The organism is Streptomyces sp. LMG1-1-1.1 (assembly GCF_040815545.1).
Classification (GTDB): domain Bacteria; phylum Actinomycetota; class Actinomycetes; order Streptomycetales; family Streptomycetaceae; genus Streptomyces.
On the sequence record NZ_JBFPNH010000065.1, the window covers coordinates 181,341 to 195,658 of the forward strand.

At 72.6% G+C, this 14,318-nt stretch carries 13 protein-coding genes; 8 read left to right on the forward strand and 5 right to left on the reverse strand.

The genetic code is table 11. From position 1 onward, the window contains the following. Positions 1-48 precede the first annotated feature (48 nt). The 5 genes from MRBLMG1_RS31910 to MRBLMG1_RS31930 form a co-directional block, all read right to left on the reverse strand. Positions 49-1,110, reverse strand: coding sequence for a 2-oxoacid:ferredoxin oxidoreductase subunit beta (locus tag MRBLMG1_RS31910; protein WP_367827646.1), 1,062 nt, complete (start codon positions 1,108-1,110; stop codon positions 49-51). After that, positions 1,103-3,040, reverse strand: a complete 1,938-nt coding sequence (locus tag MRBLMG1_RS31915) for a 2-oxoacid:acceptor oxidoreductase subunit alpha (RefSeq protein WP_367827647.1) — start codon at positions 3,038-3,040, stop codon at positions 1,103-1,105. Before MRBLMG1_RS31915 ends, MRBLMG1_RS31910 begins: the two co-directional genes overlap by 8 nt. Positions 3,041-3,309: 269 nt before the next feature. Then, on the reverse strand, positions 3,310-3,969 hold the full coding sequence (locus MRBLMG1_RS31920; protein ID WP_367827758.1) for a LuxR C-terminal-related transcriptional regulator: 660 nt from the start codon (positions 3,967-3,969) through the stop codon (positions 3,310-3,312). A gap of 861 nt (positions 3,970-4,830) precedes the next feature. Further along, the gene (locus MRBLMG1_RS31925; RefSeq protein ID WP_367827648.1) at positions 4,831-6,117 is read right to left on the reverse strand and encodes a sensor histidine kinase; all 1,287 of its coding nucleotides are present in this window, start codon (positions 6,115-6,117) and stop codon (positions 4,831-4,833) included. Between the two features lie 273 nt (positions 6,118-6,390). Continuing rightward, complete coding sequence (locus MRBLMG1_RS31930; protein ID WP_367827649.1) at positions 6,391-7,572, reverse strand: sensor histidine kinase; 1,182 nt, start codon at positions 7,570-7,572, stop codon at positions 6,391-6,393. A gap of 135 nt (positions 7,573-7,707) precedes the next feature. Between MRBLMG1_RS31930 and MRBLMG1_RS31935 the strand changes: the two genes are divergently transcribed. The 8 genes from MRBLMG1_RS31935 to MRBLMG1_RS31970 are packed head-to-tail and all read left to right on the forward strand — an operon-like array spanning position 7,708 to position 14,303. Then, entirely contained in the window at positions 7,708-8,136 is a 429-nt protein-coding gene (locus MRBLMG1_RS31935) for an NADH-quinone oxidoreductase subunit A (RefSeq protein WP_367827650.1), read from the forward strand. After that, complete coding sequence (locus tag MRBLMG1_RS31940) at positions 8,127-8,702, forward strand: NADH-quinone oxidoreductase subunit B (RefSeq protein WP_017239493.1); 576 nt, start codon at positions 8,127-8,129, stop codon at positions 8,700-8,702. Before MRBLMG1_RS31935 ends, MRBLMG1_RS31940 begins: the two co-directional genes overlap by 10 nt. Further along, positions 8,699-9,886: an NADH-quinone oxidoreductase subunit C gene (locus MRBLMG1_RS31945; RefSeq protein ID WP_367827651.1), complete on the forward strand. Its 1,188-nt coding sequence runs from the start codon at positions 8,699-8,701 to the stop codon at positions 9,884-9,886. Before MRBLMG1_RS31940 ends, MRBLMG1_RS31945 begins: the two co-directional genes overlap by 4 nt. After that, a complete protein-coding gene (locus MRBLMG1_RS31950; RefSeq protein ID WP_367827652.1) occupies positions 9,883-10,851 on the forward strand; it encodes a complex I subunit 1/NuoH family protein in 969 nt (322 codons plus the stop codon). The genes MRBLMG1_RS31945 and MRBLMG1_RS31950 overlap by 4 nt, the downstream gene beginning before the upstream one ends. Positions 10,852-10,853: 2 nt before the next feature. Further along, on the forward strand, positions 10,854-11,411 hold the full coding sequence (locus MRBLMG1_RS31955; RefSeq protein ID WP_367827653.1) for a NuoI/complex I 23 kDa subunit family protein: 558 nt from the start codon (positions 10,854-10,856) through the stop codon (positions 11,409-11,411). Further along, positions 11,408-11,962 (forward strand): NADH-quinone oxidoreductase subunit J, encoded by a 555-nt coding sequence (locus MRBLMG1_RS31960; RefSeq protein WP_367827654.1) that lies wholly within the window; start codon positions 11,408-11,410, stop codon positions 11,960-11,962. Before MRBLMG1_RS31955 ends, MRBLMG1_RS31960 begins: the two co-directional genes overlap by 4 nt. Beyond that, on the forward strand, positions 11,962-12,327 hold the full coding sequence (gene nuoK / locus MRBLMG1_RS31965; RefSeq protein ID WP_367827655.1) for an NADH-quinone oxidoreductase subunit NuoK: 366 nt from the start codon (positions 11,962-11,964) through the stop codon (positions 12,325-12,327). The genes MRBLMG1_RS31960 and nuoK overlap by 1 nt, the downstream gene beginning before the upstream one ends. Beyond that, entirely contained in the window at positions 12,324-14,303 is a 1,980-nt protein-coding gene (locus tag MRBLMG1_RS31970) for an NADH-quinone oxidoreductase subunit L (protein ID WP_367827656.1), read from the forward strand. The genes nuoK and MRBLMG1_RS31970 overlap by 4 nt, the downstream gene beginning before the upstream one ends. Positions 14,304-14,318: the final 15 nt, after the last annotated feature.

Below are 14,318 nucleotides of genomic sequence, written 5' to 3' on the forward strand. Positions count from 1 at the left end.
GGCCCGGTCCGTGCCCACGGACCGGGCCCCCAATGCCGTACACGCGTGCTAGCCGACGACCGTCCAGGTGTCGTTGCCCGCGAGGAGCTGGCCCAGGTCGCCCTTGCCGTGGCGTTCCACGGCGGTCTCCAGCTGCTCGGCCATCAGCGTGTCGTAGACCGGCCGTTCGACGGACCGGAAGACGCCGATGGGGGTCTGGTGGAGGGTGTCGGGGTCGGCGAGGCGGGAGAGGGCGAACGCCGTCGTGGGGGTGGTGGAGTGGGCGTCGTGGACGAGGATCCGCGACGCGTTCTCCGGGGTGACGGTGACGACCTGGAGGTCGCCGGTCGCCTGATCGCGGACGACGCCCTTGCCGTGGTCGACGCCGAAGCGGATGGGCTGCCCGTGCTCCAGGCGGATGACCGCCTCCTGGGCCTGGTCCTTGTCCTTGAGGACCTCGAAGGCGCCGTCGTTGAAGATGTTGCAGTTCTGGTAGATCTCGACGAGCGCGGTGCCGTTGTGGTCGGCGGCCTGGCGGAGGACCTCGGTGAGGTGCTTGCGGTCGGAGTCGACCGTGCGGGCCACGAACGAGGCCTCGGCGCCGAGGGCCAGGGACACCGGGTTGAAGGGGGCGTCGAGGGAGCCCATCGGGGTCGACTTGGTGATCTTGCCGACCTCGGACGTGGGGGAGTACTGGCCCTTGGTGAGGCCGTAGATCCGGTTGTTGAAGAGCAGGATCTTGAGGTTCACGTTGCGGCGGAGCGCGTGGATGAGGTGGTTGCCGCCGATGGACAGCGCGTCGCCGTCGCCGGTGACGACCCACACCGACAGGTCGCGGCGGGAGGTGGCGAGGCCGGTGGCGATGGCCGGGGCGCGGCCGTGGATGGAGTGCATCCCGTAGGTGTTCATGTAATACGGGAAGCGGGAGGAGCAGCCGATCCCGGAGACGAAGACGATGTTCTCCTTCGCCAGGCCGAGTTCGGGCATGAAGCCCTGGACGGCGGCGAGCACCGCGTAGTCACCGCAGCCGGGACACCAGCGGACCTCCTGGTCGGACTTGAAGTCCTTCATGGTCTGCTGCGCCTCGGCCTTGGGGACCAGGCTGAGCAGGGTCTCCGTGGGCTCAGGCATCGATGGCCTCCTTGAGGGCGGCGGCGAGCTGCTCGGCCTTGAACGGCATGCCGTTGACCTGGGTGTGGCTGCGGGCGTCGACGAGGTACTTCGCCCGGACGAGGGTGGCGAGCTGGCCGAGGTTCATCTCGGGGACGACGACCTTCTCGTACCGCTTCAGGACCTCGCCCAGGTTCTTCGGGAAGGGGTTGAGGTGGCGCAGGTGGGCCTGGGCGATGGGCTTGCCGGCGACCCGGAGGCGGCGGACGGCCGCCGTGATCGGGCCGTAGGTGGAGCCCCAGCCGAGGACCAGGGTGTTCGCGCCGTCCGGGTCGTCGACCTCGATGTCGGGGACGTCGATGCCGTCGATCTTGGCCTGGCGGGTGCGGACCATGAACTCGTGGTTGGCGGGGTCGTACGAGATGTTGCCGGTGCCGTCCTGCTTCTCGATGCCGCCGATGCGGTGTTCGAGACCGGGCGTGCCGGGCACGGCCCAGGGGCGGGCGAGGGTCTCGGGGTCCCGCTTGTACGGCCAGAAGACCTCGGTGCCGTCGTCGAGCGTGTGGTTCGGGCCGGTGGCGAACAGGGTCCGCAGGTCGGGGAGCTCCTCGACGTCCGGGACGCGCCAGGGCTCGGAGCCGTTGGCGAGGTAGCCGTCGGAGAGGAGGAAGACCGGGGTGCGGTAGGTCAGCGCGATCCGGGCGGCCTCCAGGGCCGCGTCGAAGCAGTCCGCGGGGGTCCTGGGGGCCACGACCGGGACCGGGGCCTCGCCGTTGCGGCCGTACATGGCCTGGAGGAGGTCGGCCTGCTCGGTCTTGGTCGGCAGGCCGGTGGACGGGCCGCCGCGCTGGATGTCGACGATCAGCAGCGGCAGCTCCAGGGAGACGGCCAGGCCGATGGTCTCGGACTTGAGCGCCACACCGGGGCCGGACGTCGTCGTCACCGCGAGGGAGCCGCCGAAGGCCGCGCCGAGCGCGGCGCCGATGCCGGCGATCTCGTCCTCGGCCTGGAAGGTGCGCACGCCGAAGTTCTTGTGCTTGGACAGCTCGTGCAGGATGTCCGAGGCCGGGGTGATCGGGTACGAGCCGAGGTAGAGCGGCAGGTCAGCCTGGCGGCCGGCGGCGATCAGCCCGTAGGAGAGGGCCAGGTTCCCCGAGATGTTGCGGTACGTGCCGGTGGGGAAGGCCCGGGTCGCGGGGGCGACCTCGTAGGAGACGGCGAAGTCCTCGGTGGTCTCGCCGAAGTTCCAGCCGGCCCGGAAGGCGGCCACGTTCGCCTCGGCGATCTGCGGCTTCTTCGCGAACTTCTGCCGCAGGAAGGTCTCGGTGCCCTCGGTCGGCCGGTGGTACATCCACGAGAGCAGCCCGAGCGCGAACATGTTCTTGCTCCGCTCGGCCTCCTTCCTGGAGAGACCGAACTCCTTGAGCGCCTCGACCGTCAGGGTCGTCAGCGGCACCGGATGGACGTGGTACGCGTCCAGGGAGCCGTCTTCCAGGGGCGAGGTCGAGTAGCCGACCTTGGCCATGGCGCGCTTGGCGAACTCGTCCGTGTTGACGATGATCTCGCCGCCGCGCGGTACGTCCCCGATGTTGGCCTTCAGAGCGGCGGGGTTCATCGCGACCAGCACGTTCGGGGCGTCGCCCGGCGTCAGGATGTCGTGGTCGGCGAAGTGCAGCTGGAAGGACGAGACGCCCGGCAGGGTCCCGGCGGGTGCCCGGATCTCGGCCGGGAAGTTCGGCAGCGTGGAGAGGTCGTTCCCGAAGGACGCCGTCTCCGAGGTGAACCGGTCACCCGTGAGCTGCATGCCGTCACCGGAGTCGCCCGCGAAGCGGATGATCACCCGGTCGAGCCGGCGCACTTCCTTCTCGGTGCCGTGGTGCGACGTCGCCGGGGCGCTGCGCTGCTCCCCGAGCAGGGCCTCACCGGCCTCGCTACTGACCTGGCTGGTCACTGAACTGGACCTCCCTCGCGGCAAGGGGACTCTCCGCCGGAGGCGGGAGAAGGCTCGGGACACGGCCGGTGGATCACCGCCCGTCCCGAGGCCCACCCTACGACGGCAGGGCGGTCCCTCCCGGGACTTCTCGTATGACGGACCTCTTTTTGAGACGCCCTCTTGCCCTGAATCGTCACGTTCTGTCGCCACCCGGAGTGTTCCGTAAAGTCACATTCCGTCTCATCCCTTGGGTCTAGGACCAGGCTATCTGACAGGGTGTCAGATGATCAGGACTTCAGATACGTCAACACCGCGAGTACCCGGCGATGATCACCGTCACTCGGGGAAAGGCCCAGCTTCAGGAAAATGTTGCTGATGTGCTTCTCCACCGCGCCGTCGCTCACGACCAGCGCCTTCGCGATCGCCGAGTTCGTCCGGCCCTCCGCCATCAGGCCCAGGACCTCCCGCTCCCGCGGCGTCAGGTTCGCCAGCACGTCCTGCTGACGGCTCCGCCCCAGCAGCTGCTGCACGACCTCCGGGTCCAGGGCCGTACCGCCCCCCGCCACCCGCACCACCGCGTCCACGAACTCACGGACCTCCGCGACCCGGTCCTTCAGCAGATACCCCACACCCCGGCTGGAACCGGCCAGGAGTTCGGTGGCGTACTGCTCCTCCACGTACTGCGACAACACGAGCACACCCAGTCCCGGGTGCTCCTTCCGCAGCCGCACCGCCGCCCGCACGCCCTCGTCCGTGTGCGTCGGCGGCATCCGCACGTCCGCCACCACCACGTCCGGCAGCGCGCCCTCGCCCGCGAGGCCGGCCACCGTCTCCACCAGCGCCTCGCCGTCCCCCACCCCCGCGACGACCTCGTGCCCCAGATCCGTCAGCAGCCGCGTCAGACCCTCCCGCAGCAGCACCGAATCCTCCGCGATGACCACCCGCACCCGCTCCACCACGCCCCCCACCTCCCACACCCGACAAGACCCCCAGCATCTCACCGCCGCCGGGGCCATACCCACCCTCCCGCCGGCCCCCACTACGAACACTCGCCCCCCCCGGCACGGACCCCACCCCCATTACGGCCACGCAATCCGCCGGGCCGAGCCCACCCCGTTGCGGCACGCATTCCTCCGCGCGGGGCCCACCCCCACAGCCCCCCCGGCGCCCACCCGCGTGGTGGCCACTCGCTCCGCCGAGGCGAGCCCACCCTCGTTGCGGGCCATCGTTCAGCCGGGGCGATACCCACCCTCCCGGCGGCCCCCGCTGCGAACACTCGCCCCCGGGACGGACCCCTCCCCCCCATTGCGGCCACGCAATCCGCCGGGACGGTGCCCACCCCGTTGCGGCACGCATTCCTCCGTGCGGGGCCCACGTTGTGGGCAATCGTTCCGCTGGGGCGGAACGGGTGGGCACAACGGACGGCGCCCCCTGCCGGGCCTAGGCTCCCCGCACCTACGGCACCCACCAGGCCCAGGCCTCTGATCAGCGCCCCCACCAAAAGGCCCGGGTTACAGACAGGGGGCGGCTGATCGCCGTGGTCGGGTTGTGCCCACCCGTTCCGCCCTTGCGGAACAGTTGCCCACAACCGGGCGGGGCCGGTGGAGCCACGGGCTCACGCAGGCTCACGCCGGCTCGGGCACAGGGCCATGTCGACCAGGCCGCAGGCCCGTGCAGGTCCGGCTAACGGGCTCCAGGAAGGCACGGCCCCCACGGGCTCCAGGCCCCAGCCAAGGGCCACCCGGTTCCGGGACCAAGGGGACGCGTAGGTCACGCCGGGACCCGTGCTGCTCGCCGCCCGCCGAGGGCTACGCGCGCCAGGGCAGTTCGGCCGTGACGGACGTGGGACCGCCGGTGGGGGAGGAGAGGGCGAGGACGCCGTCGACGGCGTCGACGCGGGCGGAGAGGGCGGCGAGGCCGCGCCCGGCGGAGACGGCGGCCCCGCCGACGCCGTCGTCGCGGACCTGGATCATGAGGCGGTCGCCGCTGCGCCAGACGTCGACCCAGGCGCGCCGGGCGCGGGCGTGCCGGGAGACGTTCTGGAGGAGCTCGGAGACGGTGAAGTACGCGATGCCCTCGATGGCGGGGGCGGGGCGGGCGGGGAGGTCGACGGAGACGGAGACGGGGACGGCGCAGCGGGAGGCGACGGAGGAGAGGGCCGCGTCGAGGCCGCGGTCGGTGAGGACGGCGGGGTGGATGCCGCGGGCGAGGTCGCGCAGTTCCTGGAGGGCGAGCTTGACCTCGCCGTGCGCCTCGTCGACGAGGACGGCCGCCGCCTGGGGGTCCTGGGCGAGCTTCTCCTTGGCGAGCCCGAGGTCCATGGCGAGCGCGGCGAGCCGGGCCTGGGCGCCGTCGTGGAGGTCGCGTTCGATGCGCCGCAGGTCGGCCGCGGCGGTGTCGACGACGATGCCGCGGTCGGATTCCAGTTCGGTGACGCGGGAGGCGAGCCGGGAGGGGCCGAGGAGGCCGGTGACGAGGAGCCGGTCGACGGAGACGAGTCCGCGCAGCACCCACGGTCCGACGAGGACGAAGACGAGGCCGATCAGGCTGGTGACGGCGATCTCGAAGGGCGCGTCGAGGTAGAAGGAGTGGGTGGCGTCGCCGTACAGCTGGATGCCGTCCTGTCCGACCCAGGTGGGGAAGACCCACTGCCACAGCGGGTACGTGAAGAGGCTCCAGCCCCAGGTCCAGAGGGCCACCGTGACGGAGAACGAGAACACCGCCCACGGCATGTGCACGACCGCGTACAGCAGGTGCCGCCACGACGCGCCGCTCTTCAGCATGGCCCCCATCCACGAGAACGCCCCGCCGGTCCGGCCGCGCACCGGCTCCGGCGCGTCCACGTCGTGTCCGAGCAGGCCGCGTGCCCGGGCCCGCTCCACGGCGCCGAAGCCCCGGCACATCGCCAGCGCCCCGGCGAGGATCGGCACTCCGAGGAACGTGATGAGCAGCCCCGCACCCGCCGACACGAACGCGACGGACAGCGAGAACCAGCAGACGCTGAGCGGCAGCCCGATCAGCACGTAGCCGAAGGCGCGCCAGGTGCGGGCCTCGAACGGCGCGCGGATCGCGGCGGGGAGACGAGGGGAGGCCATCGGTGGTCCTTCTCTACTCGGGATGCTCGGACAGGTCCGTCGGTACGTGTTCCAGCCTTCCGTTCCGCCGCTCCCCGGACCATGAGGCGGGTGGGCGTCTCCGGGCGGGGGTTTTCCCTACCCGAAGGGGCCGGGAAGCCGGAGGGCGTCGACGCCCACCGGCTCACCGCTCACCACCCCGTACGCACGACCCGGCTCACCGCCCCGTACGCACAGCCCCCTCACCGCCCCGTACGCACAGCCCCCTCACCGGCCCCGTACGCACGACCCCGCTCACCGCCCCGGTCGGGACCGCCACGGCAGTTCCGCGGTGACGGTCGTCGGGCCGCCGACGGGGGAGTCGAGGACGAGGAGGCCGTCGACCGCGCCGAGCCGTTCGGCGAGCCCGGCGAGGCCCGTGCCGCCGTCGAGGCGGGCGCCGCCGGCCCCGTCGTCGCGGACCTGGAGGAGGAGGCGGTCGTCGGCGCGCCAGACGTCGACGGAGGCGGACCGGGCGCGGGCGTGCTTGGAGACGTTCTGGAGGAGTTCGGAGACGGTGAAGTAGGCGATGCCCTCGATGGCCTCGGCGGGCCGCTCCGCCAGGTCGACGCCGACCTTCACGGGCACCGTGCAGCGGGAGGCGACGGAGGAGAGGGCCGCGTCGAGGCCGCGGTCCGTGAGGACGGCGGGGTGGATGCCGCGGGCGAGGTCGCGCAGTTCCTGGAGGGCGAGCTTGACCTCGCCGTGCGCCTCGTCGACCATCGCCGCGGCCGTCTCCGGGTCGTCGAGCAGCTTCTCCTTCGCCAGGCCGAGGCCCATGGCGAGGGCGACGAGCCGGGCCTGGGCCCCGTCGTGGAGGTCGCGTTCGATGCGCCGCAGGTCGGCCGCGGCGGTGTCGACGACCACGCCGCGGTCCGATTCGAGTTCGGCGATCCGCCGCTCCAGCTCGTCGGAGGGGGAGAGCAGCCCCCGGACCATGGCGCGGTCGGCGTGGGAGAGGCCGCGGGCGAGGAACGGCAGGACGGGCCAGAGGACGAAGAGCGAGACCAGGCCGACGGTGAACGTCACGATCCCCCAGGGCAGCCGGATCAGCCCGTAGAGCTGGGTCCGCCAGGCCACCGGGTCCTTCAGGGAGGTCCACAGCCAGCCGAAGAAGCCGCGGCGCCGGGGCAGCGGGGACGGCTCGGGGACGCGGACCCCGAGCAGGCCGCGGGCGCGGGCTCGTTCCGAGCGGCCGATCCAGCGCGCGCCGCCGAGCCCGAGGGCGAGCAGCGGGAGTCCGATGACGGTGACCGAGAGGCCCACGCCGAGGAGGACGCTCACCACCGCGTAGACGAATCCGGCCACCGCCGTGAAGAGGTTGGAGAGGAGGAAGGCGATCTCCTTCCACGTCTCCTTCCCGTAGGCGAAGCGGAGCGGCGGGCGGGGGGCATCGGCGGAGTCGGTGGACTCGGAGGGATCAAGATCGGCGCTCATGGTCCCCAGAGTGCCGGTCGGGGACGGCGGGATGCCATGGGGGAGGTGGGTGAGGAGGAGGGGGGTTATCCCCACCCGCGACTGCTTACGGTCCCTTTAGCAGGGCCTAGACTCGCGTTCGTACAGAAGTGACTCATGAGACACCGAGACCGAGGGGCGGACGTGCGGGAACCGACCGTTGTCGCGGCCGACGCGGCGGACTACTTCCAGACGTACTCCGTCGTCGGCCTGCTCGCCGTCGTCGGCGTGCTCTTCGTGGCCGTGGCGTTCACGGCGAACCGGCTGCTCAGGCCGGTCGTGCCGACGCCCGAGAAGCTCCTCACGTACGAGTGCGGTGTCGACCCCGTGGGGGAGGGCTGGGCGCACACCCAGGTCCGCTACTACGTGTACGCCTTCCTATACGTCGTCTTCGCCGTCGACTCGATCTTCCTCTTCCCCTGGGCGACGGTCTTCGCCGCGCCCGGCTACGGCGCCGCGACCCTGGTCGAGATGTTCGTCTTCCTCGGCTTCCTGGCCGTGGGGCTGCTCTACGCGTACAAGAAGGGCGTCCTGGCATGGACGTAACACCGCTGCCCTCACCCGTGCCCGCTCCGAAGCTGGGGCCGCTCGCCCGGCTGGCCCCCGAGCCCATGAAGGTGGTCCTGAACTGGGGCCGCCGCTACAGCCTGTGGGTCTTCAACTTCGGCCTCGCCTGCTGCGCGATCGAGTTCATCGCCGCGTCGATGGCCCGGCACGACTTCATCCGGCTCGGCGTGATCCCCTTCGCGCCCGGCCCGCGCCAGGCCGACCTGATGATCGTGTCCGGCACGGTCACGGACAAGATGGCCCCGGCCGTGAAGCGGCTCTACGAGCAGATGCCCGAGCCGAAGTACGTCATCTCCTTCGGCGCCTGCTCCAACTGCGGCGGCCCCTACTGGGACTCGTACTCCGTCACCAAGGGCGTCGACCAGATCATCCCCGTCGACGTGTACGTGCCCGGCTGCCCGCCCCGCCCCGAAGCGCTGCTCCAGGGCATCCTCAAGCTCCAGGAGAAGATCGCCCGGGAGAACCTGGCCGAGCGGTACGCCACCGCCGCCTCCGTCTCCCAGCTGACGAGCCCCCTGGTCCCGCCGCCGGGAGGCACCGCATGAGCGCGTACGACTCCCTCCCCGACGCCGTGACGGACGTCTTCGGCGAGGAGGCGACGGCGGAGCAGGCGTACGACCTGCTGACCGTCGACGTGCCGCCGGCGTCCTGGATCACCGCCCTCACCACCGCCCGCGACACGCTGGGCTGCACCTACTTCGACTGGCTGAGCGCGGTCGACGAGCCGGGCACCGGCTTCCGCGTCTGCGCGCACGTGGTGTCCCTCGCCGGCGGCCGCCCCCGCCGCCTCCTCCTCCGTACGACCGTTCCGCACTCCGCGCCCGTCCTCCCGACGGCGATCGAGGTGTACGCGGGCGCCGGCTGGCACGAGCGCGAGACCCACGAGATGTTCGGCGTCGACTTCGCCGGTCACCCCCACCTCGTCCCCCTCCTGCTCCCCGAGAGCTTCGAGGGCCACCCCCTCCGCAAGGACTTCGTCCTCGCCGCCCGCGTCGCCAAGGCCTGGCCCGGCGCCAAGGAGCCGGGCGAGTCCCACGACGGCGGCGGCCCCAAGCGCCGCCAGATGCTGCCGCCCGGCGTCCCCGACCCCAACGAGTGGGGCCCCCTCAAGGGCCAGCTCCCCCCTGCCCCCGCCCGCCCCGCCCGCGCCACCGCCGGCGACCGACCCGTCCGCCGCGCCCGCTCCGTCACGGAGGGCTCCGCCGGCCAGGCATCCGCCGCCGACACCCCCGGGACCGAGGCCCCGGCGGCCCGCCCGCCCCGCCGCTCCCGCTCGGTGACGGAGGGCTCCGCCAGCCAGGCCCCCGCCCCGGCCCCCGAAGCCCCGGCCGCCCCGGCCCCGGAGCCGACCCCCGCCCCGGCCCCGGAGCCGACCCCGGAGCCGACCCCCGAGCCGGGCGCGGTCTCCGAGCCCCCGGCGGCCCGCCCGCCCCGCCGCTCCCGCTCGGCGGCCGACGGCTCGGCGAGCCAGGCCCCCCGCACGGAGGACGCCGCCCCGGCCGCCCCGCGCACCCGCAGCTCGGACGCCCCGTGGCACCACGCCCGCCCGGCCTTCGACGACGAACCGGCCACCCCGCCCACCGCCGACGGCGGCACGGAAGCCGGGCCCCCGGCCCCGAAGCCCCCCGCCGCCAAGCCGGAGCCCGCCGACAAGCCCGAGCCCCCCGCCGCCAAGCCGGAGCCGCAAGGCGACGAACCGACCGACCCCGCCGGAGGCGATCCCGCGTGAATGACGCACTCGACGTCGCCCTGCGGCTGCTGATCCTGCTCGCGGTGTTCCTGGTGCTGCCGCTCGTCGTGGGACAGGCGGAGCACAAGGTCATGGCGCACATGCAGGGACGGCTGGGTCCCATGTACGCCGGTGGGTTCCACGGCTGGGCGCAGCTGGTCGCGGACGGCGTGAAGTTCGCGCAGAAGGAGAACGTGGTGCCGGCCGAGGCCGACCGCCGGGTCTTCCAGATCGCGCCCGCCGTCGCGCTCCTGCCCTACCTCCTCGTGCTCGTCGTGATCCCGATCGGGCCCGGCGAGGGCGCCGTCGGCCAGGTGGTCGACGCGGGCATCTTCTTCGCGCTGGCCGTGATGGGCGTCGGGGTGCTCGGCAGCCTGATGGCCGGCTGGGCGTCGGCGAACAAGTTCTCGCTGCTCGGCGGTCTGCGGACGGCCGCGCAGCTGCTGGCGTACGAGCTCCCCATGCTGCTCGCCGCCGCGTCCGTCGCGATGGCCGCGGGCACCGTCTCGATCCCCGGCGTCCTGGACGCCTTCGCGTGGTGGTGGGTGCCGTGGCAGATCGTCGGCGCGGTCGTCTTCTTCGTGGCGGGGCTCGCGGAGCTCCAGCGGCCCCCGTTCGACATGCCGGTCGCCGACTCGGAGATCATCTTCGGCGCGTACACGGAGTACACCGGCCTCCGCTTCGCGCTGTTCCTGCTCGCCGAGTACGCGGGCATCGTCGTGCTGTGCGGTCTCACCACCGTCCTGTTCCTCGGCGGCTGGCACGGCCCCTTCGGGGGCGACGGCCTGGGCTGGGTGTGGACCCTGCTCAAGACCGCGGTCCTCGCGTTCGTCGTGATCTGGCTGCGGGTGACCTACCCGCGGCTGCGTGAGGACCAGCTCCAGAAGCTGGCCTGGACGACCCTCGTCCCGCTCGCGCTCGCGCAGATCGCACTCACCGGCATCGTGAAGGTGGCGATCCAGTAACCATGCCTCCCATCCCCGGCTCCGGCCTCGCCAAGGGCCTCGCCGTCACGCTCCGCACCATGACGAGGAAGACGGTCACCGCGCAGTACCCGGAGGTGCAGCCCGAGCTGCCGCCCCGTACGCGCGGTGTCATCGGCCTCTTCGAGGAGAACTGCACGGTGTGCATGCTGTGCGCCCGTGAGTGCCCCGACTGGTGCATCTACATCGACTCCCACAAGGAGACGGTGCCGGCCGCCGCCCCCGGCGGCCGCGAACGCAGCCGGAACGTCCTCGACCGGTTCGCCATCGACTTCTCCCTCTGCATGTACTGCGGCATCTGCATCGAGGTGTGCCCGTTCGACGCGCTGTTCTGGTCGCCGGAGTTCGAGTACGCGGAAACCGACATCCACGAGCTCACCCACGAGCGCGACAAGCTCCGCGAGTGGATGTGGACGGTGCCCGAGCCGCCCGCGCTCGACCCGCGCGCGGAGGAGCCGAAGGAGATCGCCGCCGCCCGCAAGGCCGCGGAGAAGGCCGCCGCCGCGGCCGCCGCGGCCGAGGCCCAGGAGGACCAGCAGTGACCCTCGCCGCCACGGCGCAGCAGACGCAGGGCTTCCTCTCGCCCTCCGGCGTCGAGATCGCCTTCGTCCTCGTCGGCCTCGTGACCCTCGGCGCGGCCCTCGTCACGGTCGTCACCCGGCAGCTCGTGCACGCCGCGCTCTGGCTGGTCGTGGCGCTCGGCGGGCTCGCCGTCGAGTACCTCCTCCTGACCGCGGAGTTCATCGCCTGGGTGCAGGTGCTGATCTACGTCGGTTCCGTCGTCGTCCTCCTCCTCTTCGGGCTGATGCTCACCCGGGCGCCCATCGGCCGCTCCCCGGACGCCGACTCCGGCAACCGGCCGGTGGCCCTCGCGGTCGCGCTGACCGCCGCCGCCGCCCTGGTCTGGGTGGTCGTCGACGCCTTCCGCACGACGTGGATCGACCTGGACGGCGCCGTCCAGGGCTCGACCGAGGTCACCGGCGCCGTCCTCTTCCGGCACTGGGTGCTGCCCTTCGAGGCGCTCTCGGTGCTCCTCCTCGCGGCGCTGGTCGGCGCGATCGTCCTCTCCCGCAAGAAGGAGCAGGAGCGCTGATGCACCTCGCCTACCCCGCCGTCCTCGCCGCTCTGCTCTTCTGCGTCGGCCTGTACGGCGTCCTCGCCCGCCGCAACGCGATCCTGGTCCTGATGTCCGTCGAGCTGATGCTCAACGCCGTCAACCTCAACCTGGTCGCCTTCGACGTCTGGCTCCGCGACACCCTGCACGCGGGCCAGGCCCTCACCCTCTTCACCATCGCCGTCGCCGCCGCGGAGATCGGCATCGGTCTGGCGATCATCCTGATGGTCCACCGCAACAAGGGGACCTCGGACATCGACCGCCTCCGCGACACGGCCGAGGAGTCGGACGTCCCCGACGGCCGGAGGGAACCCACCGACGAGAAGACCGAGGCCGCCGCGTGACCACGACCACCCTCGCCGTCCTCGTCCCCGTCCTGCCCTTCCTCGGTTCCGTCGCCGGCCTCCTCCTCGGCCGCACCGCGCCCGGTTTCGTCCGCCCGCTGGCCGTGCTCCCGACGCTCGCCGCGGCCGTCCTGGCCGTCGTCGTCGCCGTCCGGCAGGGCGGCGGGAAGAGCATCGAGGCCGCCACCCAGCTCACGCCGACCGGCTCCGTCCCCATCGACCTGAGCCTCTACATCGACGGCTTCGCCGCCCTCGTCGCCGTGCTCGTCGGCGTCGTCGCGACCTGTGTGCAGATCTACTCGACCGGCTACCTCCGCGAGGACCCGCGCTACCCCTCGTACGCCGCGCTCGTCTCCCTCTTCACCTCCGCGATGCTGCTCGTCGTCTACTCCGGCGACCTGATGGTGCTCCTGGTCGGCTGGGAGGTCATGGGCATCTGCTCGTACTTCCTCGTCGGCCACTACTGGGAGACCCCGGAGGCGCGGGCCGCGTCCCTGAAGGCCTTCCTCGTCACCAAGCTCGGCGACGTCCCCTTCCTCATCGGTCTCTTCGCGCTCGCCACCGACGCCGGCACCTTCCGGATCACCGGCGTCCTCGGCGCCGTCGCGAGCGGCGGCCTCGACCACCCCACGCTGATCGCGCTGCTGCTGCTCGCGGGCGTGGCGGGCAAGTCCGCGCAGTTCCCGCTGCACACCTGGCTCCCGGACGCGATGGCCGGCCCCACCCCCGTCTCCGCGCTGATCCACGCGGCGACGATGGTCGCCGCCGGCATCTACTTCACGGCCCGGCTGCTGCCCGTCTTCGCCGCCTCGGCCGCGGCGATGACCGTGCTCGCGGTGATGGCCGCGGTCACGATGGTCGGCTCGGGGCTCGCCGCGCTCGCGCAGGACGACATCAAGCGGGTCCTCGCCTACTCGACGATCGGCCAGCTCGGCTACATGGCCGGCGCCCTCGCCGTCGGCGACCGCGGCGCCGCCGTCTTCCACCTCCTCTCGCACGCCGCCTTCAAGGCGCTGCTGTTCCTCGCCGCCGGCACCGTCATCCACGCCGCCGGCACGAACTCGCTTACCGCCATGTCCCGGATGAGCGGCCTCGCGAAGCGCGTCCCCGACGCGTTCTGGACGATGACCGTCGCCCTCCTCGCGCTCGCCGCGATCCCGCCCTTCGCCGGCTTCTTCTCCAAGGAGGCCGTCCTGGTGGCCGCCGAGCACACCGCGCTCGGCGACCGGGACGTCGCTCCCGCCGCGGCCGGCTGGACCGTCCTCGTCGCGGGCCTCCTGACCGCGCTGCTCACCGCCGCCTACGCGCTCCGCCTGTGGCTGCGGACCTTCCGCGGCCGCGGCGCCGAGGCCCCCGACCACGGCCGCCAGCCGATCGCCATGACGGCCGTCCTGTGGGCCCTGGCGATCCCCTCGCTGGGCTTCGGCCTGACCGTCACGTACCTCGACGACTGGTTCGACGGGCACGCCCTCACCCCCACGCTGACCACGGCCGTCCTGGGCACGGGCCTCGCCGCCGCCGGAGCGGTGATCACGTACGCGGTGTGGCGCACCCTCGCCGTCAGGGCCCCCGCCGCGGTGCCCGTCCCGCACGTCGCCCACCCGGACGCCGAGGCGGGCCAGGTCGAGGCCGAGGCGCTGCGCCTGCCGCACCCCGCCGAGGACCCGGCCGACCCCGGCCGCGCCCTCCTGGGGCCGCTGCACGGACCGGCCGCCGCCGGCTTCCACCTGGACGCCGTCTACCGGACCGCGTTCGTCCGACCCGTCCTCGCCGCCGCCTCCCTGGTCCGCTTCCTGGACCGCGAGGTCGTCGACACCTACGTACGTGCCGCGGGTGATTCCGCCAAGGGGCTCGGCTGGCTCGTCCGCCGCGCCCAGACCGGCAACGTCCAGACCTATCTGAGCGCCCTGCTCGCCGGCTCCGTCGTCCTGGTGATCGCCGCAGTCGCCCTCGCCAACGCCGTCGCCGGAGCGTGAGCCGTGATCGATATC